Annotated in this window: 19 protein-coding genes; 12 read left to right on the top strand and 7 right to left on the bottom strand. The window is 67.1% G+C overall.

Annotation, left to right across the window (positions count from 1 at the left end):
• The first annotated feature begins 2 nt into the window (after positions 1 to 2).
• The 6 genes from WDM86_18155 to ccoS are packed head-to-tail and all read left to right on the top strand — an operon-like array spanning position 3 to position 5,340.
• Complete coding sequence (locus WDM86_18155; protein MEI9991948.1) at positions 3 to 167, top strand: cbb3-type cytochrome c oxidase subunit 3; 165 nt, start codon at positions 3 to 5, stop codon at positions 165 to 167.
• The gene (gene ccoP / locus WDM86_18150; protein MEI9991947.1) at positions 167 to 1,039 is read left to right on the top strand and encodes a cytochrome-c oxidase, cbb3-type subunit III; all 873 of its coding nucleotides are present in this window, start codon (positions 167 to 169) and stop codon (positions 1,037 to 1,039) included. The genes WDM86_18155 and ccoP overlap by 1 nt, the downstream gene beginning before the upstream one ends.
• Positions 1,040 to 1,047: 8 nt before the next feature.
• Positions 1,048 to 2,562, top strand: a complete 1,515-nt coding sequence (gene ccoG / locus WDM86_18145) for a cytochrome c oxidase accessory protein CcoG (protein MEI9991946.1) — start codon at positions 1,048 to 1,050, stop codon at positions 2,560 to 2,562.
• The gene (locus WDM86_18140) at positions 2,559 to 3,038 is read left to right on the top strand and encodes a FixH family protein (GenBank protein ID MEI9991945.1); all 480 of its coding nucleotides are present in this window, start codon (positions 2,559 to 2,561) and stop codon (positions 3,036 to 3,038) included. The genes ccoG and WDM86_18140 overlap by 4 nt, the downstream gene beginning before the upstream one ends.
• On the top strand, positions 3,026 to 5,194 hold the full coding sequence (locus tag WDM86_18135) for a heavy metal translocating P-type ATPase (GenBank protein MEI9991944.1): 2,169 nt from the start codon (positions 3,026 to 3,028) through the stop codon (positions 5,192 to 5,194). Before WDM86_18140 ends, WDM86_18135 begins: the two co-directional genes overlap by 13 nt.
• On the top strand, positions 5,191 to 5,340 hold the full coding sequence (gene ccoS / locus WDM86_18130) for a cbb3-type cytochrome oxidase assembly protein CcoS (protein MEI9991943.1): 150 nt from the start codon (positions 5,191 to 5,193) through the stop codon (positions 5,338 to 5,340). Before WDM86_18135 ends, ccoS begins: the two co-directional genes overlap by 4 nt.
• Position 5,341: 1 nt before the next feature.
• Here the strand turns inward: ccoS and WDM86_18125 are convergent, their stop codons facing one another.
• Together WDM86_18125 and WDM86_18120 are read right to left on the bottom strand one after the other, a co-directional pair.
• Positions 5,342 to 6,055: a Crp/Fnr family transcriptional regulator gene (locus WDM86_18125; protein ID MEI9991942.1), complete on the bottom strand. Its 714-nt coding sequence runs from the start codon at positions 6,053 to 6,055 to the stop codon at positions 5,342 to 5,344.
• A gap of 100 nt (positions 6,056 to 6,155) precedes the next feature.
• Positions 6,156 to 6,539, bottom strand: coding sequence for a response regulator (locus WDM86_18120; protein ID MEI9991941.1), 384 nt, complete (start codon positions 6,537 to 6,539; stop codon positions 6,156 to 6,158).
• 217 nt (positions 6,540 to 6,756) lie between these two features.
• On the opposite strand from WDM86_18120, the gene WDM86_18115 reads away from it, so the two are divergent.
• Positions 6,757 to 7,728, top strand: a complete 972-nt coding sequence (locus WDM86_18115; protein MEI9991940.1) for a PAS domain S-box protein — start codon at positions 6,757 to 6,759, stop codon at positions 7,726 to 7,728.
• A 91-nt stretch (positions 7,729 to 7,819) separates the two neighbouring features.
• Positions 7,820 to 8,998 carry a serine hydrolase gene (locus WDM86_18110; GenBank protein MEI9991939.1) on the top strand — a complete coding sequence of 393 codons (1,179 nt, stop codon included), beginning with the start codon at positions 7,820 to 7,822 and terminating at the stop codon, positions 8,996 to 8,998.
• On the opposite strand, the gene WDM86_18105 is transcribed toward WDM86_18110, so the two are convergent.
• Positions 8,985 to 12,050: an alpha-mannosidase gene (locus WDM86_18105; GenBank protein MEI9991938.1), complete on the bottom strand. Its 3,066-nt coding sequence runs from the start codon at positions 12,048 to 12,050 to the stop codon at positions 8,985 to 8,987. The genes WDM86_18110 and WDM86_18105 overlap by 14 nt on opposite strands.
• A gap of 78 nt (positions 12,051 to 12,128) precedes the next feature.
• On the opposite strand from WDM86_18105, the gene WDM86_18100 reads away from it, so the two are divergent.
• Together WDM86_18100 and WDM86_18095 are read left to right on the top strand one after the other, a co-directional pair.
• Complete coding sequence (locus WDM86_18100) at positions 12,129 to 14,123, top strand: sulfotransferase (protein MEI9991937.1); 1,995 nt, start codon at positions 12,129 to 12,131, stop codon at positions 14,121 to 14,123.
• Between the two features lie 138 nt (positions 14,124 to 14,261).
• Entirely contained in the window at positions 14,262 to 16,679 is a 2,418-nt protein-coding gene (locus WDM86_18095; GenBank protein MEI9991936.1) for a TonB-dependent receptor, read from the top strand.
• 13 nt (positions 16,680 to 16,692) lie between these two features.
• Here the strand turns inward: WDM86_18095 and WDM86_18090 are convergent, their stop codons facing one another.
• Positions 16,693 to 18,213 (bottom strand): carboxypeptidase M32, encoded by a 1,521-nt coding sequence (locus tag WDM86_18090; protein ID MEI9991935.1) that lies wholly within the window; start codon positions 18,211 to 18,213, stop codon positions 16,693 to 16,695.
• A 79-nt stretch (positions 18,214 to 18,292) separates the two neighbouring features.
• A complete protein-coding gene (locus WDM86_18085) occupies positions 18,293 to 18,802 on the bottom strand; it encodes a PaaI family thioesterase (protein MEI9991934.1) in 510 nt (169 codons plus the stop codon).
• Between the two features lie 113 nt (positions 18,803 to 18,915).
• Between WDM86_18085 and WDM86_18080 the strand changes: the two genes are divergently transcribed.
• Positions 18,916 to 21,552 (top strand): alpha/beta fold hydrolase, encoded by a 2,637-nt coding sequence (locus WDM86_18080; GenBank protein MEI9991933.1) that lies wholly within the window; start codon positions 18,916 to 18,918, stop codon positions 21,550 to 21,552.
• 263 nt (positions 21,553 to 21,815) lie between these two features.
• Here WDM86_18080 and WDM86_18075 read toward each other — a convergent pair whose 3' ends face one another.
• Both WDM86_18075 and WDM86_18070 read right to left on the bottom strand, forming a co-directional pair.
• A complete protein-coding gene (locus tag WDM86_18075) occupies positions 21,816 to 23,120 on the bottom strand; it encodes a hypothetical protein (protein ID MEI9991932.1) in 1,305 nt (434 codons plus the stop codon).
• 260 nt (positions 23,121 to 23,380) lie between these two features.
• Positions 23,381 to 23,626, bottom strand: coding sequence for a hypothetical protein (locus WDM86_18070; GenBank protein ID MEI9991931.1), 246 nt, complete (start codon positions 23,624 to 23,626; stop codon positions 23,381 to 23,383).
• Between the two features lie 384 nt (positions 23,627 to 24,010).
• On the opposite strand from WDM86_18070, the gene WDM86_18065 reads away from it, so the two are divergent.
• Positions 24,011 to 25,714, top strand: a complete 1,704-nt coding sequence (locus WDM86_18065) for a ShlB/FhaC/HecB family hemolysin secretion/activation protein (protein MEI9991930.1) — start codon at positions 24,011 to 24,013, stop codon at positions 25,712 to 25,714.
• Positions 25,715 to 25,724 lie beyond the last annotated feature (10 nt).

The following is a 25,724-nucleotide window of genomic DNA, read 5'->3' as shown; positions in this document are numbered from 1 at the left end:
TCATGGAACGCTGGGCTTACGAAGACGTGCTGGCCTTTGCCCAGAGCTGGGGCGCCGTCTATTTCATCGTCATGTTCGCGGTCGCCTTCGCCTATGCGTTGTGGCCCTCCAACAAGAAGCGCTTCGAGGAAGCGGCGCAAATCCCCCTGAACGAGGGAGAAATCTGATGTCGGACCACGACAAGGACATCGACCAGGTCTCCGGCACCGAGACCACCGGCCATGAATGGGACGGAATCAAGGAGCTCAACACGCCGCTGCCGCGCTGGTGGCTCGGCCTGTTTTTCATCTGCATCGCCTGGGCGATCGGTTATTGGATCCTGATGCCGGCATGGCCGGGCATCTATGGTTACACCCATGGCGTCCTTAACCATTCGCAGCGCGACGAAGTCGCCGCCGACGTTGCCGCGCTCAAGGCCGCGCGTCTCGGCAAGGATCGCGAGCTGGCCAATGCCAGTCTCGCGCAGATCCAGGCGAACCCGGACTTGCTCCAGTTCGCGCTGGCCGAGGGCCGCGCGACCTTCGGCGACAACTGCGCCGCCTGCCATGGCAGCGGCGGACAGGGCGCGCACGGCTATCCGAACCTCAACGACGACGTCTGGCTGTGGGGCGGCAAGCTTGCCGACATCCAGCACACGATCACGGTCGGCGTGCGCTCGACCAGTCCCGACACGAGGCAGTCGCAGATGCCGGCCTTCGGCCGCGACGGCATCCTGAAGCCGGGACAGGTCGACGATCTGACGGAATTTGTCGTTCACATCTCGGGCCGCCCAGCCGATGCCCGCGCCGTCGCGCGTGCGACCAAGCTGTTCGCCGACAATTGCGCGATGTGCCACGGCCCGGCCGGCAAGGGCGACCGCACCGTGGGCGCGCCGAACCTCACCGACAATGACTGGCTCTACGGCCCGACGCGCGACGACATCCACGACCAGATCTGGAACGGCCATGGCGGCGTGATGCCGACCTGGGGCGGGCGCCTGTCGCCGGAAGAGATCAAGGCGTTGGCCGTCTACGTTCACAGCCTCGGTGGCGGGGAGTAAGGCAAATCGTGACCGCGCGCACTGTCATCACGATGCGTAACGCCACGCCGGTCGTCACGCACGCGGCCGATGGCGTGGAGCGGTCCGACGCGCAGGCGAGCAACAGCGCCGCCAACCGCCAATTCTACAAGTCGCGCGTCCCGATCTATCCCAAGCTGGTCCACGGCGCCTTTCGCAAGGTGAAATGGGCGGTGATGATCGTCACCCTCGGGATCTATTATCTGGTGCCGTGGATCCGCTGGGATCGCGGGCCGTCGGCGCCCAACCAAGCGGTGCTCGTCGACCTCGCGCATGAGCGTTTCTACTTCTTCTCTATCGAGATCTGGCCGCAGGAGGTCTATTACATCACCGGCCTGCTGGTGCTGGCCGCCGTCACGCTGTTTCTGATCAACGCGCTGTTCGGCCGGCTGTGGTGCGGCTACGCCTGCCCACAGACGGTGTGGACCGATCTGTTCATCTATGTCGAGAACCTAATCGAAGGCGACCGTGCCGCCCGCATCCGCCTCGCCGCTTCGCCCTGGACGGCAGGCAAGGTCGCCAAGCGCGTTTCCAAACACACGATCTGGATTCTGATCGCCATCGCGACGGGCGGTGCCTGGGTGTTCTACTTCACCGACGCTCCCACGCTGGCCGCCGACCTCTTCACCGGTCACGCCTCCCTTGTCGTCTACGCCGCGATCGCCGTGCTGGCCTTCACGACCTATACGCTGGGCGGTCTGATGCGCGAGCAGGTCTGCACCTATATGTGCCCCTGGCCGCGCATTCAGGGCGCGATGACCGACAATGAGGCGCTCGGCGTCACCTATCGCTCCGACCGCGGCGAGCCGCGCGGCCCGCACAAGAAAGGCCAGCCCTGGGAGGGCCGCGGCGCCTGCATCGACTGCAACCAGTGTGTCGCCGCCTGCCCGATGGGCATCGACATCCGCGACGGCGCCCAGCTCGAATGCATCAATTGCGGACTGTGCATCGACGCCTGCGACGACGTGATGGCGCGCATCGGCCTGCCCAAGGGCCTGATCGCCTACGACACCGACGACAATGTGCGCCGCCGCGGGGCCGGCCAACAAGCGCGCTTCCGCTTCGTGCGTCCGCGGACCCTGCTGTACGGTGCGGTCCTGGTCGTCGTTTCGGCGATCATGCTGTTCAGCTTTCTGACCCGTCACACGATCGGCCTCGATGTCATCCGCGACCGCAACCCGAACTTCGTCGCCCTGGCGGACGGTTCGGTGCGCAACGGCTATACGCTCAAGCTGATGAATCACGCCGATACCGCACGCGGCTTTTATCTGTCGATTACGGGCGTCAAGGCCGCGAAAGTGAACGTGATCGGCCTCGGTGTCGTCTCGCTGCCGGTCAAGTTGGCGGTCGATCCGGACAAGGTCCGCGCCGTGCGCGTTCTGGTGACCGTCGCCCGCCCCGATCTGCGGGACGGCTCGCAGGATATCGATTTCGTCTTGCGCGACGCCAAGGGCGGCGAGACCCGCGAGGCCGGCGCCGTCTTCGTGTCGGGAGAACAGCCATGACCCATCCCTTGACCGGCCGCGGCGTGCTCGTCTGGCTGGGCGTCTTCTTCGCCTGCATCTTCGCGGTGAACGTCTATTTCATCGTGATCTCGGTCGAGACGTTCCGCGGCGAGGACGAACAGAAGCCCTATCTTCAGGGCATCGAATACAACACGACGCTCGAACGCCGCGCCGCGCAGGCGCGGTTGGGCTGGAAGGCCGACGTCGCGGTACAGCGGCTGAAGGACGGCCATGTGCGGATCGAGATCGGCTTGAAGGACGCGGCCGGTCGCGCGCCCGGCGGCGCGGTGCTGGCGGCGGAGCTTCGCCATCCGGCGGACGAGAATCGCGACCATGTCCTTCGCGTCGTCGCGGCCGGCGGCGGCCGCTATTGGGCCGATGCGGGCAACGTCACCTCCGGCGTCTGGGACATCCTCCTGTCGAACGACAACCGGCGCGTCCCGTTCGAGGCGACGGCCCGGCTATGGGTGCCGTGAGCGCGGCGCCGGCGGACAATTATTCGGCCTTCGTGCGGGCGGAGCCGGATGGCGTCTCGGCCATGGACCTCGCCGTGCGCGGCGCGCGCTGCGCCAACTGCCTCGCCAAGATCGAAGGTGGGGTGCGCGGCATTTCCGGCGTGACCGAGGCTCGCCTCAATCTCTCCACCGGCAAGCTGCATGTCGCCTGGCAGGGCGATGCCGTCGCGCCGCTGGCCGTTATCCATCGCGTGCAGGCCCTGGGCTATGAAGCGGCGCCCTATGATGCCGCCCAGTCGCTCGACGCCGGTGAGGAAGAGGGCAGGCGCCTGCTGCGATGCCTCGCCATCGCCGGTTTCGGCACGGTGTTCGTCGTCGGCCTGACGGACGCGGTGTGGTACGGCGCGAGCGACATGAGCCCGGCGACCCGCCAGCTTTTCTTCTGGCTCGCCGCCGCCATCGCCGTGCCGGTGTCGCTGTTCGCGGCGCAGCCCTTTTTCCAGTCGGCGCTGAAAAGCCTCGCCAAGCGCCAGACCAACATGGATGTGCCGATCAGCCTAGCGATCCTCTTGTCGCTCGCGCTCAGCCTCTATCAGACCGCGTTGCACGGCGCGCATACCTATTTCGACGCCGCCGTCATGCTGGCTTTCCTGCTGTTGATCGGCCGTTATCTCGACTATCTCCTGCGCGACCGTGCGCGCGGCGCGGCGCAGCATCTGGTCGCGCTCCAGGCGGTGACCGCGCGCCGGCTGAAGGCAGCCGGAGAAATGGAAACGGTTGCGGCACGCGAACTCGCGGCCGGCGACCGCATCCTGCTCGCCAGCGGCGAGCGCGTTCCGGCCGATGGCGTCGCCGAGGACGACAGCGATGCCGATATCTCGCTCGTCACCGGCGAGAGCGCGCCCGTCGCGGTCCGGCGCGGCGATGTCCTGCGCGCGGGCACCATCGTCGTCGGCCGCCCTGTCGTGCTGCGCGCCACCGCGAGCGTGGACGACTCGCTCGTCGCCGATCTCGCGCGGCTGCTCGAAGCGGGTCAGCAGACGCGCAGCCTCTATGTCCGCCTGGCCGACCGCGCGGCGCGCGCCTATGTGCCCTTCGTCGCCGTCGCATCGCTCCTGGTGTTCGCGGGGTGGCTTGTCGGCGGCGCCGCGCTGCCGGTCGCGTTGACCAACGCCATCGCCGTTCTGATCATCACCTGTCCCTGCGCACTGGGTCTCGCGGTGCCGGCGGTGCAGATCGTCGCCACCGGCCGGCTGTTCAATCGCGGCGTCTTCGTGAAGTCCGGCGACGCCTTGGAGCGCCTCGCCGAGATCGACCGCGCGGTGTTCGACAAGACCGGAACGCTGACATTGGGCACGCCCGAGCTGCGCAACGCCGCCGAAATTCCGCACGCCACGCTGGACGCAGCCGCGCGGCTCGCACGTGCCAGCCGCCATCCGCTCGCCCGCGCCGTCGCCGGGGCCGCCGGCATGGGGCCGGTTGCCGCCGGGGTCACGGAGATCGCCGGCGCCGGACTCTCCGCCGCCGTCGGCGGCGAAGAGCATCGCCTCGGAAGCGCGCTGTGGTGCGGCGCCGGGCTGGCCTCTAATGGCAGCGAATTGTGGTTCCGCGCCGGCGACGCGGCGCCCGTGCGGTTCGAGTTCCACGACAAGATCCGGCCCGACACCAAACAGACGATCGCCGACCTCAAGGCGCGCGGCATTGCGGTCGAGATGCTAACCGGCGACCGCGCCGAACCGGCGATGCAGATCGCGCAAGAAGCCGGCATCGAGTGCTGGCAGGCCGCCATCGGTCCCGCCGAGAAGGCCGCGCACATGCAGGCCCTGCGGGCGCGGGGCGAACGCGTGCTCATGATCGGCGACGGGCTGAACGATGCCGGCGCTCTCGCTTTGGCGCATGTCTCCATCGCGCCCGGCAGCGCCGCCGATGTCAGCCAGCGCGCCGCTGACATGGTGCTGCGCGGCGATTCCATCGCGCCGATCGTCGAGGCGGTCGATATCGCCCGCAAGGCCCGCCGCCTGGTGCTGCAGAATTTCGCGTTCGCCGCGGTCTACAATCTCGCCGCGATCCCGCTCGCAGCCGCCGGACTGGTGACGCCACTGATCGCCGCCGGCGCCATGGCGGCCTCTTCGCTGATCGTCACGTTGAACGCCTTGCGGCTTGCGAGGCTGTCGTGAACGGCATCGCCGTCATCATCGCCGCGGCGCTCCTTTTTGGTTTGATCGCGCTCGGACTTCTGTTGTGGTCGTTGAACAGCGGCCAATATGACGATCCGGAGGGCGACGCCAACCGCATATTGCTGGACGACGACAAAGACCTCTGAGCTAGCCGCGCGGCGACGTCCAGCCCAAGAGGCGCGTATATTCCTCTTCGGTGCGGCCATAGAACCCGGCGGATTTCTCCCAGAGCCCCCGGCGGTCGACGATCGCGATCAGTCCGCGATTAACGCGCGTCAGCCCCTGTTCCTCCAGGACCTTCAGCGCGACGGAAACGCCGGGGCGCCGCACCGACAGCATCGTCGCGATGTAGTCATGCGTGATCGCGAGCGTGTCGCCCTCGACCCGGTCGTGCAGCATCAAAAGCCAGCGGGCCAGCCTCTGTTCCAGGAGACCGGCGCCGTTGGCCAGCGCCGTATGCGCCACCTGGATCGCGAAGGCGCGCGCGAACAGCAACAGCCGGTCGCGCAGGCTTGGACTCTCCGCCAGCAATTCGCGCAGCCGCGGCGCGGCGACCCGATGGCCCTCGCCCGCGATCTGCATGACGATCAACTGGGCGGCGCGGGGATCGCCCATCGCGACACCGGTGCCGGTCATGCCTTCGAATCCGATCACTCCGGTCTCGACCTGGCGGCCGCCCGAACTTTCGGCGATGACGGAGGCAATGCCGCTTTGGAGAAAATAGACCCACTCCACGGCACCGCCGCGTATTTCCAATTGCTTGTGCACGGCAAGCTTCACCGGCTGAAGCTCCGGTGCCATCCGCTGCCAATCGGGGTCGTCGAGCGAGGCGAGCAAATGATTGCGGCTGCGGTCCTGCAAGTGAAAACTCCTTGTCGCTTCCGCCGCACCCTCCGATGCATGAATAGCAAAGCCTCCAGGGGAACGTTGGTTCCCCGATGCATCGCGTTGCCGACCCGACCTAAGCCGTGCCCGCCGGGCCCAGCAGGCGCTTGCAGACCGTCACCAGAAGCTCGGTCCGCGACGGCTTGCCCAGAAACACGCCGCCGGGCACCATCCGCGAATCGTCCCGCGGACTGGCGGAGGCGTAGATCACCGGCAACTCCGGAAACGCACGCCGGCCGGCCTGCGCCACGTCCCAGCCGTCGAGCGGACCGGCCAACCGAATGTCGGTTATGAGGATGTCGAGCGGCTTTTCGCAGGCGAGATAGGCCATCGCGGCTTCGCCGCTGCCGGCCTCCTCGACCAGCCATCCCTGTTCGGCCAGCGCGTCCGCGATCTCCATCCGCACGAGCCATTCGTCTTCGACGAGCAACACGACCGGCGTATGGGCGTTATCGTTCAATTCCGTACCTTGCGTGAATTAAGTGCCCGCCTGATAACGCGGACCGACCGCCATCGCGACGCGCGTAGGGGATGAATATCGCGCAACGCCGCACGGTATTTTTGGTTCCCCGCGGCATGGAACTTTCTCCGCTGTATCTTCTTACCAAAGCATCCCTAAAGTGGGGCGGAAGGCACATATGGGTGGGATGCGTATCGATGATTTTGCAAGGGGCCCCATGACGGTCCACCCCGCGGCCCCGCCCGTTCCCGATGCGGCGCTGCATCTCGCCGCCATCGTCGCATCGTCCGACGACGCGATCATCAGCAAGGATCTGACCGGCATCGTCACCAGTTGGAACGCGGGCGCCGAACGGCTGTTCGGCTATCGCGCCGAGGAGATGATCGGCCAGCCGATCCTGGTCCTGATCCCGACCGAGCGGCACAATGAGGAGCCCGGAATCCTCGAGCGCATCCGGCGCGGCGACCGCATCGATCACTACGAAACGGTCCGCCTGCGCAAGGATGGCAGCCAGGTCCACATCTCGTTGACCGTCTCGCCGATCAGGAGCGCAAGCGGCGAGATCGTCGGCGCGTCGAAGATCGCGCGCGACATTTCCGACCGCAAGCGAGGCGAGGAAGCCCGTGAACTCCTCCTCAACGAGATCAAGCATCGCGTCAAGAACACGCTTGGCACCGTGCAGGCGATCGCCTCGCAGACATTCCGCTCCGCGCCGCAGGAGGAACGCGCGGCGTTCGTCGCGCGGCTGCATGCGCTCGCCGACGCGCACGATCTTCTGACGCAAAAAAGCTGGGTATCGGTCGGTGTTCTCGATGTCGTCGAGCGGGGCTTGGCGCCGTTCCGGCAGAGCGACCGGCCGCGCTTCGCGCTCGCGGGTCCGGCGTTTCAGCTCAATCCCTCGAACGCGCTGCTGCTTGCGATGGTGGTCCATGAGCTCGGGACCAACGCCGTCAAATACGGCGCGCTGTCGAACGAAGCCGGCACCATCCAGGTCGCCTGGTCGCTGTCGGACGCGCGCGACAGGCTGTGCCTGGAATGGACCGAGACAGGCGGGCCGGCCGCGAAACCGCCCGGGAAAAAGGGCTTCGGCACCCAGATGATCGAGCGCACGCTGCGCGGCGACCAGGGTGCGGCGCGGTTCGAATTTCTGCCTCGGGGCCTCTCGTGCAGGCTCGAGATCAAGGTCTGACGCAAGACGGGCCGCAAGGTCTCCGAGGGCCGGGACGGGCTGACGGCGCCGCCGGCGAGCCCTATAACAACGCGTCCAATCGGGGATAGCGTTGAAGCCTTTCATCATCCTAGCGCTCGCCGCGACCGCCTTCGCCGGCGCCGTGCCGGCACGCGCCGCCGATTATTTCCCGCCCAAGGGCATGTGGCAGACCCATACGCCGCAGGCCGAGGGTTTCGATCCCGCCAAGCTGAAGGCGGCGATCGATTTCGCGGTCGCCAACGAGTCCGAGGTCTCGGCCTCGCTCGATGGCGTGATCGACCAGCGCGATTTGCGCATCACGATTCCGCTGCAATTCGCCGGACCGTTCTCCGATCCGATCGGCCCGCTGAAGCCGCACGCGCCCGCCAACGGCATCGTCATCCGCCACGGCTATATCGTGGCCGAGTGGGGCGACACCGGCGCGATCGACATGACGCATTCGGTGACCAAGACATTCCTCTCCTCCATCGCCGGCATCGCCTATGACCGCCACATGATCCGCGACGTGAACGACCGGGTCATCGACTATGTCCGGCCGACGCCGGATTTCCTCGTGGCGCACAACCGGCCGATCACCTGGGACCAGATGCTGCGCCAGACCTCGGGCTGGGTCGGCACGATGTGGGGCAAGCCGTGGTGGGCCGACCGGCCGGGCAAGAATCCGTGGGACGAACTCGCCGCCGGGCCGCCGCCGGTCGGCGCGCAATGGAAGTATTCCGACGTCCGCGTGAACGCTTTGGCCCTGGCGCTCACGCATCTTTGGAAGCGGCCGCTTCCCGACGTGCTACGCCAATATCTGATGACGCCCATTGGCGCGTCGGATGCGTGGCATTGGGAAGGCTATCGCAATTCCTGGGTGACGATCGGCGGACGGCGTATCCATGTCGTTCCGGGCGGCGGGCATTGGGGCGGCGGCATGTTCATCTCGGCGCGCGACCTGGCGCGCATGGGCCTGCTCGGTCTCAACAATGGCACGTGGGACGACAAGCGGGTTCTCTCCGACGCCTGGATCAAGATGGCGAAGACGCCGACGGGTCCCAATCCCGGCTATGGCTACATGAACTGGTTCCTCAACACAGACCGCAAGCTGTTTCCGGCGGCGCGCGAGGACGCGGTCGCCTTTATCGGCAATGGCGACAATATCGTGTTCATCGACTATGAGCACGACGTCGTGGCGGTGGTGCGCTGGATCGACGACGCGCAAAAGGCCGAGTTCGTGGCGCGGCTGGAAGCTTCTATCGCACCCTGAGGGTCGCGATCTGAAACGGCCGCAGAGGCAGAGTGCAGATATTGCCGCTCAACGGAATCGGTTCGCCGGCATCCTCCAGCGTGTTGCTGCGCGCGATGCCGTGCACCGCCGTGCCGAAAGCCAGCCGCGCCTCGGTCGAGTCGCCGCTGCTTTCATGGAGCCGCACGATCCAGCCCATCCCGTCTTCCGCCGGCTTGATCGTATCGATCACGACGTTCCCGGGTTCGGCCGAAACCAGCGGCTTCGACAGGATCGCGGCCGGCGCGCCCTTCGCCCACAGCAACGGGCGATTGAAAAGCGCGGCCTGCACGACCGTGCCGGCCCGCCGCCAATCGTCCGCATGCGGATAGAGCGCATAGCGCAGGCGATGGATGCCGATATCCGCCATGCGGTCGGGCGATTGCGTGCCGCGCAGCAGGCTGAGACTCATGACGTTCTCGAACGTCGCATAGCCGTAGCGGGAATCGGTCAGCAGCGAGACGCCAAAACCGGGTTCCGACAGATCGGCCCAGCGATGGCCGGGCACCTCATATTGCGCCAGGTCGGCATCGGTGTTGGCGTGGGTCGGCCGCTCGACGGCGCCGAACATCGTCTCGTAGGTCGCGCGCGGTGCCTGGACGGCAAGCGGGAAGGCGACTTTCAGCAGCGTGCGCCGCTCGTGCCAATCGATCTCGGTGTCGAATTCGAGCCGATCGGCGCCGGCGTCCAGGCGGACGGTCTGCGTCAGTCGGCTTTTCTTGCCGATCCGGCGGGCGAACCGCACTTCGGCGCGCAGCGGCCCGTGCGCGACGATCTCGCAGCTTTCGGCGGGCGCGCATTCCCGGCCGGTCTCCAGCGCGAAGGGATCGATGTCCCAGGCCTCGTACTCCGTCGGCCGGTCGTCGTAGAAGACGAAACGGTTGGCCTTGCCGGCAAGGGCTTCGTGGCCGCTTGCAAGATGCGTCAGCGAAAGAACGCTTCCGTCCTTGCCCAGCACCGCGCGAAGCCGGCCATTGTCGAGGACGATATCGCCGGCATCCTCGACGCGCACGCTTCTCGGCGCCGTTTCGCTCCGGCCGGCCGAGAAGGGCTCCGCGACGACGCGCTGCAAACGGCCATCGGGCGCGGCGACGATCTCGTCCCGCGCGAAACCGGTGGGATTGAACGGCGTGGTGCCGCCGCCACTCGACAAGTCATCGAGCAGCTTTTGCGAAAGCGCCTCGGCCTGTTCCGCCAGTTCGGCCAACTCCATCCGTGTACGGATATATACCTCGCCGATGCTGCTGCCGGGCAGGATATCGTGGAACTGGTTGGTCAGCAGCACGCGCCAGAGGTTCTCGATCTCGTCGCGTGTCGGCGCCTTCACGTTCGCGAGCATTGCGGCGGTACAAAGCAATTCCAGCGTCTGCAATCGCCCCTCGATCAGGCGGTTGAGCCGCTTGACCTCGGTCTGGCTGGTATAGGTGCCGCGGTGGTACTCGAAATAGAGCTCGCCCTCGATCGTCGCGAAGTCGCCGGCTTCGCGTTCAAGACGGTCGTAGAAGTCGTTCGGGTCGCGGGTGGTGCTTTTCGGCACGCCCAGCAGATCGCCGGTCCGCCGCAGCGTTTCGATCATGGTCGCGTTCGGCCCGCCGCCGCCGTCGCCATAGCCGAACAGATAGAGCGCCTCGCCCGAGCGGTCGGCGTCCTTGTAGTTCGCGGCGTGGTAGCGCAGCTCCTCGACGGTGCCCATGCCGGTATAGGTGTCGGACGGCGGAAAATGCGTCAGCACCGCGCTGCCATCGATGCCGCGCCAGTGAAAGCTGTGATGCGGCGGCACGGTGAAGCGGTTCCACGACAGCTTCTGCGTCAGGAAGCGGTCCATGCCGGCCTCGCGCATCAATTGCGGCAACTGCCCGGCATAGCCGAACACGTCGGGGTTCCAGAAAATGCGGGAGCGCGCGCCGAAGGTCTTCTCGAAATAGCGCTGGCCGTAGAGGAATTGCCGGCAGATCGACTCGCCGCTCGGCAGGTTGCAATCCGGCTCGACCCAACTCCCGCCGATGGGAATCCATTGGCCGTTCGCGACCTTGGCACGGATGCGCGCGAAGAGATCGGGATCGCTCTCTTCCATCATCACATATTGCGCCGCCTGGGAGCAGGCGAATTTGAATTCGGGATACGCCTCCATCAGGGCCAGGACGTTGGCGAAGCTGCGCTGGCATTTGCGCCGCGTCTCCTCGATCGGCCACAGCCAGGCGGTATCGATATGGGCGTGGCCGATGGCGGTGAGTTCGTGCGCCACGGTGCCGTTCCTCGCCGCAAGCAGCCCGGCCAGAATTGGCCGCCCCGCATCCCAGGTTGTGCGGTCTTCGGGATCGATCAGATTACAGGCACGGTTCAGATCGTGGAGCAGCTTGCCGGCCCAGGTCGTATCGAGCGCGGGCCGCACCAGCTTGGGTGCCACGCCGCCGGTCGAGCGCGGCGTCTGCGGCGGCTCCCGGTCGGCCTCAAGCTGGCGCAGTACGTCGAAATCGTGGAACAGCGACCAGGCGTCGGGATCGAAGCGGCCGATGTCGCAGGCGATGAGCTGATAGGCCTCGGTCGCCGGATGGCCGGCTTCGGCGGCACCGAAGGCTCGGTTGCACGCGATCTCAATATATAGAGTGATAGTCTCGCCGCCCCTGGCGGCCGGCGTCAGGGGAGCGGTGTGACGGCCGCTGTTGAGGCCCTGAACGGAGCGTCCGTCCCGCCAGATCAGGGCCTCGGACCGGGTGTCCCAGTAGAGGTCGACGCGGGCGCCACGCCAGCCTTCCGGAATCTTCACGGTTATCCGCGCCCAATAGGTCGCCCAGAGCGGGCCGAGCGGGGCGCCCAATTCGGCGGGGCGATAATCCAGGTCTTTCGCGCGTTCGAACGGAATGCGGTCGGTCGGTCCGGCCAGCTCGATCCGCTCGGCGGGGGCGCGGTCGGGATAGATGGCGCGGTTCAGCCGCCGCGCGAACTGCTTCAGCCGCGTGCGGGTGTAGCCGGCATAGCGGCCGCGCAGGCGCTGGAATTCGCCGCGCGGGGTTGGCGATCTGTCGTCGGTCATGGCGGCACCTTAGGGCAATTTCCGGGTTTTCTGCACGCGGTTGACAGGCTCGGCCGCCTGTCCCTCTGATCGGCCGGCATGAGCCAGGCCACCGCATCGCTGCAGACGGCGCTCGCGCATGCCGCGCGGCTGCTCGACAGCGATCCGGCGGCGGCGGCGGCGCAGGCGCGCGAGATTTTGAGCGCGGTGCCCGGCCATCCGCAGGCGCGGCTCTGCCTTGGCTCGGCGCAGCGGCGCCAGGGCAATGTCGCCGTATCGCGCGGCACGCTGGAGGCGCTGGCCGCCGAGCAGCCGAAGGCGCCATCGGTCTGGTTCGAGCTCGGCCTGGCGCGCGCCGCGCTGGGCGACACCGAGGCGGCGATCGACGCGCTGCGCAAGGCGACCCGCCTCAATCCCGATTTCGGCGACGCCTGGGCAGCCCTCGGCGAACAATATGGGCTGATCGGCGACGATGCGCGCGCGGCCGATGCCACGGCGCAGCAGCTTCGCCTCGCGACCAAGGACCCGCGCCTGATCGAAGCCGCCATGGCGCTGTGCGACAACAAGCTCGCGGCCGGCGAAAGGCTGCTGCGCGCGTTCCTCAAGACGGATCCGTCGAACATCGCGGCGCTGCGCATGCTGGCGGAGATCGGCGCGCGGCTGGGCCGCTATGGCGACGCGGAAATCCTGCTGGCGCGCTGCCTGGAGTTGGCGCCCGCTTTCGCGGTGGCGCGGCACAACTATGCCATCGTGCTGCATCGCCAGAACAAATCCGAAGAGGCCATCGCCCAGATCGATATCTTGCAGCGCGACGACGCGCGCAATCCCGCCTATCGGGCCCTCAAGGGCGCGGCCTATGGTCAGATCGGCGAATACGCCAAGGCCATCGCCTGCTACGAGGACGTGCTCAAGGCGTTCCCCAACCAGCCCAAGGCGTGGATGAGCTACGGCCATGCGCTGAAAGCCGTGGGCCGCCAGGCCGATTGCATCGCCGCCTATCGCAAATCCCTGTCGCTGGCGCCGACGCTGGGTGAGGCGTGGTGGAGCTTGGCGAACCTCAAGACCGTCGCCTTCGCAGCCTCCGACATCGAGACGATGCAAGCCGGGCTGGCGCGGCCCGATCTGGGCGGCGAGGATCGCTATCATCTGCATTTCGCGCTCGGCAAGGCGCTGGAGGATGCGCGCCGCTACGCCGAAGCGTTCGAACACTACGCGCAGGGCAATGCGCTGCGCCGGACGTCCGTGATCTATGACGCGGACGAGACCTCCGATCATGTCCGCCGCTCCAAGGCCGTGTTCACGCGCGAATTCTTCGCGGCGCGCGACGGCTGGGGAAACCTCGCGCCCGATCCGATCTTCGTCGTCGGGCTGCCGCGCGCCGGCTCGACGCTGCTCGAACAGATCCTGGCGTCTCATAGCCAGGTCGAAGGCACGATGGAGCTGCCCGACATCATCTCCATCGCCCGGCGGCTCTCCGGCCGCAAGGCGCGCAGCCAGGCGTCGAATTATCCCGAGATGCTCGCGGACCTCGCGCGCGAGGAGTTCTCCGACCTCGGCGCCGAATATCTCGAACGCACCCGGGTACAGCGCAAGCTCGGCCGGCGGTTCTTCATCGACAAGATGCCGAACAATTTCGCCCATGCCGGGCTGATCCACCTGATCCTGCCCAACGCGAAGATCGTCGATGCGCGGCGCCATCCGCTCGGCTGCTGCTTCTCGGCGTTCAAACAGCATTTCGCGCGCGGCCAGGCGTTCAGCTACGACCTGACCGAACTCGGCCGCTACTACGCCGATTATGTCGAACTGATGCGCCACATGGACGAGGTCCTGCCCGGGCGCATCCATCGCGTGATCTATGAGCGCGTGGTCGACGATCCGGACGCGGAGGTGCGCCGCCTGCTCGATTATTGCGGCCTGCCGTTCGAGGAAGGCTGCCTGCAATTTTATCAGAACGACCGCGCGGTGCGCACCGCGAGCTCGGAACAGGTGCGCCGCCCGATCTTCCGCGACGGCGTCGATCAGTGGCAGCACTTCGACCCCTGGCTCGGCCCCCTCAAGGCGGCGCTGGGCCCAGTGTTGCAGGATTACACTTAACTGCCTCTTTTTGCGCAGTGCAGCATTTTTCCGCAGCTCGGCCGCCCGCCCGGCATTGACGGGCCCTTTGGCCGGGGTTTCAACTTGTGACACTTGCGAGACTGTAGTTTCGAGTACCACTTTTCCAGGGGACAGGGCATGTGGGGGATTTCGACGGGCGGCCGGGTGCGGCCGGCGCTTTGGCAGGTGCTGCTGACCTCCACGATGCTGACGGGGCCGGCCTTCGCCGCCGATGCCGACAAGCCGGCCGGCATCGAGACCGTGGTGGTCACCGCCGAAAAGCGCTCCGAGGACATCCAGCGCGCGCCGCTCAGCATCCAGGCGTTGCCGACCGAGAAGCTCGAACAACTGCACGTCACGAATTTCGAAGACTATGTGAAATTCCTCCCCAGCGTGACCTATACCGTGGGCGGCGCCGGCGCCGGCAATGGCGGGCCGGGCTTCGCCAATGTCTCGATGCGCGGCGTATCGAGCGGCAATGACGGCAACCATTCCGGCTCGCTGCCGACCGTCGGCATCTATCTCGACGAACAGCCGATCACCACGATCGGCGGCGCCCTCGACGTGCATGTCTACGACATCGCGCGCGTCGAATCGCTGTCGGGCCCGCAAGGCACGCTGTATGGCGCGAGCTCCGAGGCCGGCACGATCCGCATCATCACCAACAAGCCCGATCCGAGCGCCTTCTCGGCCGCCTATGACGTGAGCGTGAACACGGTCGACCACGGCAGCATCGGCTATGGCGGCGAGGGTTTCGTCAACATCCCGCTGGCCGATAACGTCGCCGTCCGCCTCGTCGGCTACAGCGAACACGACTCCGGCTACATCGACAACGTACCGGGCACGCGGTTCTTCCCGACCTCGGGCGTGACGGTGAGCAACGCCTCCATCGCCAAGAACAATTTCAACAGCGTCGATACCTATGGCGGCCGCGCCGCGTTGGAGTTCGATCTCGACGACAACTGGACGATCACGCCGACCGTCATCGCGCAGCACACCCAGACCAGCGGCATCTTCGCCTACGATCCCAGCGTCGGCGACCTGAAGGTACAGCACTTCTTCCCGGAATACGCGCACGACACCTGGGTTCAGGCGGGGCTGACGATCCAGGGCAAGATCGCCAATCTCGACGTCACCTATGCCGGCGGCTACATGGACCGGCAGATCAACGCCGCCTCGGACTACACCGACTATTCGTTCTTCTACGACACGCTGTACGGCTACGGCGCCTATATCAACGACAACCACGGCAATTTCATCGATCCGAGGCAATACATCTTCGAGAAGGATCACTTCACGAAGATCAGCCAGGAGCTGCGCTTCTCCACGCCGGCGGACAACGATCTGCGCTTCGTCGGCGGGCTGTTCTACGAGCGGCAGGGCCACTACATCCTGCAGAACTACCAGATCGCCAATCTGTCCGACGCCAACGCCGATCCGGGCGTGCCCCAGCTTTCGGTGCCCAACTGGCCGGGCACGCTGTGGCTGACCGATCAGCAGCGCTACGACAACGATTATGCGCTGTTCGGCGAACTCGCCTACGACGTCCTTCCGAAGCTGACCGTCACGCTCGGCGGCCGCGTCTTCTACGCCGCCAATTCGCTGAAGGGCTTCTTCGGGTTCTCCGACGACTATAGTTCGCACACCGGCGTGTCGCAGTGCTTCGCGCCGACCAGTGTCGACAACGGCCCCTGCACCAATCTCGACAAGAGCGTCTACGAATCCGGCTTCACGCACAAAATCAACGTGAGCTACAAGTTCGATGACGACCGCATGCTCTATGCGACGTGGTCGACCGGCTTCCGCCCGGGCGGCGTCAACCGCCGCGGCACGATCCCGCCCTATCAGCCGGACCGCCTGACCAATTACGAGATCGGCTGGAAGACCGCCTGGTTCGACCACACCCTGATCTTCAACGGCGCCGCTTATCTTGAGAACTGGAACAATTTCCAGTTCTCGTTCCTCGGGCTCAATTCCTTCACCGAGATCCACAATGCCGGCGCGGCCCGCATCTACGGCCTGGAAAGCGACGTGACCTGGATGCCGGTGACAGGCCTGACGATCAACGGCTCGGGCGCCTACAACGACTCGCATCTGACCAAGGATTATTGCGGACCGGTCGGCGTTACCGTCTGCCCCGGCACCGCCGACGCGCCGGCCGGCACGCCGCTGCCGACGCCCAAATTCAAGACCAACTGGACGGCGCGCTACGAATTCCCGCTGGTCCGCGATTTCCTCGGCCATATCCAGGCGAGCGTGATCTACCAGGGGGCGAGCTGGCCCGATTTGCGCGTCATGGCGCCCAATCCGGTCACCGGAGTCGACGTGCCGATCCGCGCGGCATTGGGGCGCCAGCGCGCCTTCACCAATGTCGACTTCACGACCGGCATCGAGACCGACAAATGGGCGCTCGAACTGTCGATCCAGAACGCCTTCGACGAGCGCGACGATCTCTACCGCTACGCCGAGTGCACCGTGCAGATCTGCGGTGCCGAGCCCTATGTCGCGACCAACACGCCGCGCCAGATCGGATTGCGGTTCAGCCAGAAGTTCTGAGCTCCGGTCGAGTTTAGTCCAGTGCTTCTTCCAGATAGCGGCGGCGGACGTGGCGCTTCAGCGCTGCGCCCGAGAGTTTCGAGCCGGTGGCCGCGACGACGATATCGTCGAAGCTTTTCAAGCTCGCCTGTTCGTGGATGCGCGGGCGCACCCAGGCGAAATAGGGCCTGAAGTCGCCGTTGCCCAGCGCCGGCAGGATCGACGGATCGGCGGCGCAGGCGGTCTCGAACAATTGCGCCGCCAAGGCTTCGCCCAGCGCGTAGTTCGGGAAATAACCGAACAGCGCCGCCGCCCAATGGATGTCCTGCAGGCAGCCCTTGGCGTGGTTGGGCGGCACGCGGCCGAACAGCTTGGCGAACATCTCGTTCCAGGCGCCCGGAATGTCGTCCACCGCAAGATCGCCCGACAGCAGCGCGCGTTCGAGGCGGTAGCGCAGGATCACATGCAGCGGATAGGAAATCTCGTCGGCGTTGACGCGGATGAAATCGTCGTCGACGCGGCGGAAGAAGTTCAGCACGTTGCGCGGCGCCCAGGACGCCGCCTCGCCGCCGAGATGGTCGTGCAGCAAGGGGCTCAGGAACCGAAGAAACGCCTTGGATCGTCCGGCCATCATCTCCAGCATCAGCGACTGGCTTTCATGCGCGGTCGCGCCGCGCGCGAAGCCGACGGGCGAGAAGGCGAGCTTGCGCGGCAGGTTCAGCTCGTACATCGCATGCCCCGCCTCGTGCAGCGTCGCCGTCACGGAATAGCGGAACTTGTCCTCGCTGTAGCGCGTCGTGAAACGCACATCGCCCGGCGAATGCGGCATCGAGAAGGGATGCGGCGCCTCGTCGATGCGGCTGGTCTCGGGCGAATGGCCGACGACGGCGGCCAGCTTTTGCGCCAACGCCTTCTGGCGCTCCTTGGAGAAGTCGCCGCCGAATTCCAGAACCGCGGGCCACGATTTCTGGCGCTCGCGCACCTCGGCGAGGATGCTGGGCAGGTTGGCGGCCAGATCGTCGAAGATCGGATCGATGATGGCGGAGGTCAGGCCCGGATCCATCTCGTCCATCATCGCGTCGTAAGGCTGAAGGCCGAGCGCGGCGCCCTTGGCGGCCGCCACCTCCTTGTGGATCGCCATCAACGTCTTGAAACCCGGCGCGAACAGCGCGAAGTCGCTGGTGGCTTTCGCCTCCAGCCACGCCGCCTGCAGCGCCTGGCTGACGCGGGCGCGCTCGACGACCAGATCCTTGGGCACCGCCGCGCGGTGCACCCAGAGCCGGCGCATCTCCTTGAGATTGGCGCGATCGGCTTCGTCGAGCGCGTCGGCATAGCCTTGGGCCTCGTCGAGCAGGGCGCCGACCTCGGGCGAGCCGGTGAGATCGGATGTGACCTCCGCCAGCGCGCCGCGCTGTTCGCCGCGCGCCCAGCTTCCGCCCTTGGGCATGTTGGTCTGGGCGTCCCAGTCGATCAGCGCCTCGATGCTGGCGAGCTTGCACGACAGCGCGAACTTCGCCGCCGCGCGGGCGTAGGGATCGGCCTGGAGGGATGACATGACGGTGCCCCGGATTGTGCGGGGCGAGAGTAGGGGGAGGACGGGCGGTTTCCTACCCTCCCCTTGAGGGAGGGTGGTTTCAGATCACCATCTGGGTCTGGATCACCATTGCCACCAGCTTGCCGTCGGCGCGGGTGATGGTGGTCTGCCAGACCGAGCTGCGGCGGCCGACATGCAGCGCCACGGCCTCGGCGAACACCGGCTCGCCGGCCTTGGCCGCGCCGATGAAGTTCGTCTTGCTTTCGATCGTGGTCGTGGCCGCGCCCTCGGGCAGGTTGAGGAAGGCGCCGCAGGAGGCGACGATGTCGGCCAGCGACATCAGCGCGCCGCCATGCAGCGTGCCACCGGAGCGGCAGAGCTCGTTGCGGGCGGCGAGCGTGGCGCGGACGCGCTTGGGCGTCGCCTGGGTGATCTCCAGCCCGATCAGCTTGGGGAAGGGCTGCTCGGCCGGGGTGAGGCGCGGCAGGGCCACGGGTTCGCTGTCATTGGCGGGAAGAAGCTTGGCTGTATCGACGTGAAGCATCTTGGCCTCCTGCTGCACCGGATCGGCACGAAGATCGTGCCCGTTATCCGGGACTGAAACCTGCATGCGACATCTCTGCACGGATCGTGCCTGTCCCAATCTTGGACTCGCGCTCCGCATTCAGGATTTGTTTTTCACGCGGAGGCTAGGTTCGCCGCCGCAAACGACCGCAAACGCTCGTGCTCGACCGTCTCACCGCGCCTTGGCTCGACCGCTCCAACTATCCGTTGGATTGGAACGGCCCCGTCGCGCGCGCCGCGACGACGCAAATCGATCTCGGCCAGCCGATCTTCGAACTCTTTGCCAAGGCCGCGTCGCGCCATCCCGACCGCATCGCGCTCGACGATGGTGCGCGGTCCCTCAGTTATGCCGAGACGCTGGCGGCGGCGCGCGCGCTGGCGCAGCGGATCGCCTCTGAAACGGCGCAAGGCGATCTCGTCGGCATTCTGCTGCCGTCGTGCTGCGACTTTTCCGTCGCCATGCTGGCCTGCCTCGCGGCGGGGCGGCTGTTCGTGCCGCTCGATTCCCATTATCCGCAGGCCTGGCTCGCGGGCGTGGTGAAGGATTGCGGCATGGCCGCCGTGATCGGCCGGTTCGACGACGCCGAAACCGACCAGCTCGTGCCGCAAGGCGTGCGCCGCATCGATCTTGGCGAGTCCAAGATTTCGCCCGCCGTGCCGTTCGCGCCGGTGGGACCCGACGCGCCGGCCTTCGTTCTGTTCACCTCCGGCAGCACCGGCAAGCCCAAGGGCATCGTCAACAGCCAGCGCGCCTTGCTGCGCCGCGTGGCGCAATATGCCGAGGCCGCGCATATCGACGAGACCGACCGCTTCCTGCCGCTGAGCTCGGAATGCACCATCGCGGGCCTGCGCGAACGCTTCACGGCGCTGTTGAGCGGCGCCACGCTGCATCTCATCGACGTGCAGCGCGCCGGCGCGCGCGCGATCCTGGACCGGCTCGCCGGCGTCACCCTCGTCTATGCCGTGCCGGCGCTGCTGCGCTCGCTGACGCCGCTCGGCGCGGCGCCGTCCTCGCTGCGCGTGCTGCGCGTCGGCGGCGAGGCGGTGCTGTGGAGCGACATCGACGCGCTCCGGGCCTGGCTGCCGCCCGATTGCCGCATCGAACTGGGTTACTCCTCGACCGAGGCGCCGATCATGCAGTGGTTCGTGCCGGCGGATTTTCCGCGCGAGGGCGAGCGCGTGCCGCTCGGCTATCCGCTCGCCGGCAACGCGCTGGCGGTGGTCGGCGAAAGCGGCGAGGCCGCGACGCCGGGCGACGCCGGCGAACTCGTGCTGCGCAGTCCCTATGTCGCGCTCGGCCGCTGGGTGGACGGCAAGGTCGATGCCGGCGATTTCCCGGCCGATCCGAACGATCCTTCCTGCCGCATCCATCGCACCGGCGATTTGGTGTGCCTGCGCGCCGACGGGCTGATCGACCTCGTCGGCCGCAAGGACCGCCAGATCAAGATCCGCGGCGTGCGCGTCGAGCCCGGCGAACTCGAAGCCGCCATCCGCCGCCGGCCCGGCATCCGCGACGTCGCGGTCTATCCGCGCCGCGTCGGCGCGCAGTGGTGGCTCATTGCCTATGTCGTCGGCAACAGCGTGGGCCTCAAGGCGGCACTGCGCGACTCGCTGCCGGCCGCGCTGCAGCCGCAGCGCATCCATTGCATCGATGCCATTCCCCGGCTGGCCAGCGCCAAGCTCGACAGGACGGCGCTCGCCGCCCTCGACGAGGACCGGCAGCGCCAGGAGGTCGAATGCGCCGCGCCGGCGAGCGCCGCGCCGCTCGGCAAGACCGAGGAGACCGTCGCCGCGATCTGGCGCCGCGTCCTGAAGCGCGACCGCATCGGGCGCGACGACGATTTCTTCGACTGCGGCGGGGATTCGCTTTCCACGCTCGAACTCATGTTCGCCCTCGAAGAGGCGCTCGCCGTCCGCCTGCCGGTAACGGCGATCTATGCGGCGCCGACGATCGCCCGCCTCGCCGCCGCGATCGACGACCGCCGCGTGGCGGAATTCTCCCCGCTGGTGCCGATCAAGGACGGCATGGGCATCCCGCTTTTCATCGTGCACGGCCTCGGCGGCAATGTGATGGAGCTGTTCGCCGCCGGCCGGCGCATCGCGGGCGACGCACCGGTCTATGCCATCCAGGCGCGCGGCGTCGACGGACGCGAAACGCCCGCCACCGCCATCGCCGCGATGGCGGACGACTACATCGCCGAGATCCTCAAACTCTGTCCCCATGGGGCCTTCCACCTCGCGGGTTATTCGTCGGGCGGCCTTATCGCCTTCGAGATGGCGCGGCTGCTGGCGCGGGCCGGCGAGCCGCCCGCGTCGCTGACGCTGATCGACGCGCAGACCAGCGCGGAGAACTGGCCGTTCGCCGTGTGGCTCGGGCTTCTGTCGCGGCGCGCCGCCCATCATGCACGCGCCTTGCGCGCAATCCCGACGGGCGAGCGCCTGCGCTATGCGCGAACGGCCGCCCTGTCCTTCGGTCACAAGCTCCTCTTGCGGCTCGGACTGGAGCAAGCGGCGGCCGAGCAGGTCCCCGGCCTTCGCATTCCTTCGGCGCTGCAGGCGGTGGCCGATGCGACGACCATCGCCATCGCGCATTACGCGCCCGGTTTCTACAATGGGCCCGTGCATCTCATCGTGCCGCGGATTCCCGATCCGCAGCGTCCCGATCCGGCGCTCCTGTGGCGCGACCGCTGCGCCGCGATGACGGTGAGCGTCGTGCCGGGCGATCACCGTTCCATGGTCAGGGGCGAGAACGCGGCGCGGCTCGCGGCCGTGTTGTCGGAGGTTGTTGCGGTCTGAGTCATGTGCGGTTGCTCCACGGCGGAGACGCCGTTTGGGTATGCCTGCAATGATGGGGATGTGAGTGATTTGGTGCCTGGACCGACTCGGTTCAAGGGGCGGGCGGAAATTTTTTCCGGCGTGATTTTCGGCGCGGTTATCCGACAGAGGATTCACGCGGAGCCGCGGAGAACGCGGAGGATTTGAATTTGTTGCGGGGATAAGTTTTTCGATTGCGATGCGGCGGACGATATTTTCTTGCCGCGAAAATTATTTTTGCAGCGCTATGACGCCGCGACGGCGAGGCTCCAGCCGCGCTCGCGTTTCCAGCTTCGCGTCAGCGCGAAGACGCGTTCGGTCAGCACGAGGTCGCCGATCAATATCCCCACGAGAGACGCCACCGGTCCGAACAGCAGGAGCAGCGCGGCGGTCGTGGTGAGCGCCACGACGCTCGAGATCACGCTGGCGCTGGCGAGCGGGCGGAAGGCGCGCGCCGCCTGCAGCAGCACCGCCTCGGGCGCGCGCCAGGCGCGCACCGCCATGATCGCGGCCCACAGCACGACGACGAGGAGGATGTCGCCGAGGCCGTAATCGGATTTCAGGATCGCGCGCGGGAACCAGGCCAGCGCCGCCGCCGACAGCGCCAGGGTGAGGACCCAGATCGCCGCCGCGGCGGAGCGGAATTCGCGCACGCAGCGCTCGGTGCCGGCGCGGTCGCCGTTCATCAGGGTACGGACCATCAGCGGGCGCTCGCGGTCGGGCAGGGCGGTCAGGCAGAGCGACACCGGCCGCATGAACAGCGAGCCCGCCGCGATCAGCGCGAAGGCCTTGGGGCCGGCGAAGAAGGTCACGAGATAAGCATGCGCGTTGAGCGACAATTCCGAGGTCACCACGCCGAGCAGCGCCCATTGCGTCATCTCGCGCCAGATCGGGGCATAGGCGGCGAGCGCGCCGTCGCGCAGCGAGCGGAACTGCCGCACCAGGAAGCCGCGGCCGAAGACCGCCAGGCCCGCGCCGGCGCTGAAGCACAGCACGACGGCCGCGCTCGCGATGCTCAGATCCCGCAGGGCGGCCAGCGTCGCGAGCCCCGCCACCAGGAGGACGCCATAGGCGATATCCGACAGCACGGCCCGCAGGGGCCGCTGGGTCGCATAGGCCAGCCAGCGCGCGAACCAGCGCAGGCACATCACCCCGCCATAGAGGCCGAGCAAGGCCGCGCTCGCCCCGTCGGCGCCGCTGGCCGCCATCAGGGCCGCCACCGCGACGCTCGCGACGAGGCAGAAGACGAGATTGGCCTTCATCAGTGTTGGCAATTCGCGCCAATCGCTGTCGCCGGGCCGGCGCGTGGTGGCGAGCGGCGCGCCCAGGAGCGCGACCGAGATTCCGAGCCAGAACGGGACAGCCACCAGCACGAAGGCGAACAGGCCGAAAGCGGCCGGCGCCATGGTCTTGAGGAACAGGATCGAGGCCAGGAAATGGGCGCCCGCCATGGCGAACGGGCCCAGCGCCGCCAGCGCGTGGCGCCGCGCGGCGGCGAACCGGCCGGCCGTCCCATCCCGGGGCAGTTCACGCGAGGATGCGCCGTTCATGGCCGGCGCGGCGCAAGCGCCATGCCTAAGAAAAAGTAAACGGCGCCGGGGGACCGAAGCCGTTCAGGAAGAACAATCCGTCTTTCTAATGTCCCGAGTCAGATATTCGCAGCACGCGGTGTCATCCGCCGCGAATGCGGCGGACCCAGTTGAAATCTGCGCAGATTTCAACTGGGTGGCCCGCATTCGCGGGCCATGACACCTGTAGTTTGAATCCAGCGAACGGCGCTGGTGTCGAGAAAGCTCAAACCGAAACGACTCTAATAAGCGTCCGCGATGCCCTCTTCGGTCTCGCGGATGGCTTCGTTGGTCAGGCGCAGCGCCTCGGCGCGATGGCCCGCCTTGTTGTGCTCGGCCGCCTCGAGTTCCCCCTTCGCGGCGCGCAGGTCGTCGAGCGCGGCGTGCATGTGCGGCTGGGCCGCCAGCGCCTGGCCGATGAACACCCCCGCCGTCAGCGTCGCCGCCAACGCCGCCACGCCCAATCCCGTCTTTACACTCCTATTCACGTTCCCACTCCCGTCCTTGGCCACGGCAAAGGCGCCGCGCCGGGAGTTTGTCCCGCGCCAGGCACACCGGCCTAGTGGGTCGCGTATGGCGGAAAGATGAAATATTGGACATGTTCGTTTTGTAGGCAGAGAAAACACTTGATCGCGCTGGCCGGTACGATCCCGGACCGGGCAGTGGCGAATTTTGGAACGCTGGGACGGCGACCTGATTATTTTTGACTTCCCAGCCCCGGCGCGGCCCGAAACCTGCTTATTTCCCTCGCTATACGAGTGTTGGCGCTGATAAAACGTGGCGGATTGAGACACTTATAAAATTCTTATGTCGCCCGGATTGGGGTTTGGCGGTGGCCGGGCCGCTGGGTGCGCGTGCGAGTGGGGACTGGGGTGACGGGTTTTCGAAAGGACGTGTTTGCGCTCACGGGCGCCGGCCGAGCGGCATTGGCGCTCGGCGTCCTTGCGCCGCTGGCCGCCTTGCCCGCGGCCGCGCAGGTCCTGCCCGGCGCCGTGCAGCCCGGCCGCGACCGGCAGGGTCCCGCCGCGCCGCCGCAGCCCGACTTCGATTTCAGCATCGTCACGCCGCACCGCTCCGCCGTGCCGCGCGCGGTCGACGAGGTGCGCTTCAAGCTCGCCGACATCAAGGTCGTCGGTTCGGCCAAGATCGCGGCCGAGCAATTCCGCCCGCTCTATGCCGGGCTGATCGGCAAGGACGTGACGCTGGGCGACATCATCGATGTCGCCGACGCCATCGAGAAAGCCTATCGCGACAAGGGCTACCTGCTGGTGCGCGCCTTCGTGCCGCCGCAGCGCGTGCGCGACGGCGTGTTCACCATCAATGTCGTGGAGGGCTATCTCGGCGCCGTCACCGTGCAGGGCGGCGACAACGCCACGCGGCGCGACATCGACGGCTATCTGCGCCCGGCGATGCTGTCGCGCCCGCCCAGCCTCGAAGTGGTGGAGCGCGGCCTTCTGCTCACCAACGACATCCCGGGCGTCAGCGCCGCCGGCGTGCTGAAGCCCTCGCCCGACAAGCCCGGCGCCTCCGACCTGGTGGTCGACATCTCCCAGCCGCCGATGACCGGCGGCGTCTCGGTCGACGACCGCGGCTCGCGCTTCTCCGGCATCTGGACGGTGCAGGGCGATGTCGAGTTCAACTCGATCTTCGGCGCCGACCAGCTCGCCGCCACCGTCACCTCCTCGCCGAGCTCGCTGGAGCAGATCGCCGGCACGCTGCGCTACCGCCGCGCCATCGGCGACGACGGCCTGGTCGGCACGCTGGTCGGCACGGTCACCCATGGCGAGCCGGGCTCGACGCTGTCCGCCTTCAACGTGCTGACCGACAGCTGGGCGGCCGGCGGGCGGCTGACCTATCCCTTGATCCGCAGCCGGGCCGAGTCGCTGATCCTGGACGGCGGCTTCACCGCGCAGGACGCCCGCGTCGATGTCGCCGGCCCGGTCAGCCACGACCAGTGGCGGGTGATCGACCTCGGCGGCAGCTATCAGCGCGCCGGCTTCTGGGGCAATGCGGTGTGGACCTCGACCTTCGATGTGTCGCAGGGCCTGCCGATCCTGGGCGCCACCGCCAATGGGGCGCCGACGCTGTCGCGGCTGGGCGGCCACACCGATTTCACCAAGCTGACGGGCACGACGCGGCTGGTCCTGCCGCTCGGCGGCGCGTTCAGCACCGCGCTGAACGCGCAGGGCCAGGTCGCGTTCGACCGGCTCATCACCGGCGAGCAGATTGCCTTCGGCGGCACCCAGATCGGCCGCGGCTACGATCCCGGCGCGATCACCGGCGACCACGGCCTGGGCGGCTCGGCGGAGCTGCGCTACGACATCCGCTTCGCCGATTTCTTCGTCCAGGGCCTGCAGCCTTATGTCTACGCCGACGCGGCGGAGACCTGGTACATGAACCACAGCCTGTCGCTGCCCAATCAGAATATCGTCTCGGTGGGCGGCGGCGTGCGGTTCTGGCTGCCGTATAATATCGCCGGGGCGATCGAGGGCGCCCATACGACGCACGCGGTGCCGGGCAGCGACGCGGGCAAGGAATCGACCAAGCTGCTTCTCGATCTGGCCGTCAGGTTCTAGTGGAACAGAC

Source organism: Rhizomicrobium sp. (assembly GCA_037200045.1).
Classification (GTDB): Bacteria; Pseudomonadota; Alphaproteobacteria; order Micropepsales; family Micropepsaceae; genus Rhizomicrobium.
Note: the sequence above shows the minus strand (reverse complement) of the source record. Positions and strands in the feature narration are given on the sequence as shown.

What these genes read in the sequence shown, in the direction of transcription:
- WDM86_18155 (MEI9991948.1), top strand. Translation starts at nt 3, where the DNA reads ATGGAACGCTGGGCTTACGAAGACGTGCTGGCCTTTGCCCAGAGCTGG.
- ccoP (MEI9991947.1), top strand. Translation starts at nt 167, where the DNA reads ATGTCGGACCACGACAAGGACATCGACCAGGTCTCCGGCACCGAGACC.
- WDM86_18140 (MEI9991945.1), top strand. Translation starts at nt 2,559, where the DNA reads ATGACCCATCCCTTGACCGGCCGCGGCGTGCTCGTCTGGCTGGGCGTC.
- WDM86_18135 (MEI9991944.1), top strand. Translation starts at nt 3,026, where the DNA reads ATGGGTGCCGTGAGCGCGGCGCCGGCGGACAATTATTCGGCCTTCGTG.
- WDM86_18115 (MEI9991940.1), top strand. Translation starts at nt 6,757, where the DNA reads ATGACGGTCCACCCCGCGGCCCCGCCCGTTCCCGATGCGGCGCTGCAT.
- WDM86_18105 (MEI9991938.1), bottom strand. Translation starts at nt 12,050, where the DNA reads ATGACCGACGACAGATCGCCAACCCCGCGCGGCGAATTCCAGCGCCTG.
- WDM86_18100 (MEI9991937.1), top strand. Translation starts at nt 12,129, where the DNA reads ATGAGCCAGGCCACCGCATCGCTGCAGACGGCGCTCGCGCATGCCGCG.
- WDM86_18095 (MEI9991936.1), top strand. Translation starts at nt 14,262, where the DNA reads ATGTGGGGGATTTCGACGGGCGGCCGGGTGCGGCCGGCGCTTTGGCAG.
- WDM86_18090 (MEI9991935.1), bottom strand. Translation starts at nt 18,213, where the DNA reads ATGTCATCCCTCCAGGCCGATCCCTACGCCCGCGCGGCGGCGAAGTTC.
- WDM86_18085 (MEI9991934.1), bottom strand. Translation starts at nt 18,802, where the DNA reads ATGCAGGTTTCAGTCCCGGATAACGGGCACGATCTTCGTGCCGATCCG.
- WDM86_18075 (MEI9991932.1), bottom strand. Translation starts at nt 23,120, where the DNA reads ATGAACGGCGCATCCTCGCGTGAACTGCCCCGGGATGGGACGGCCGGC.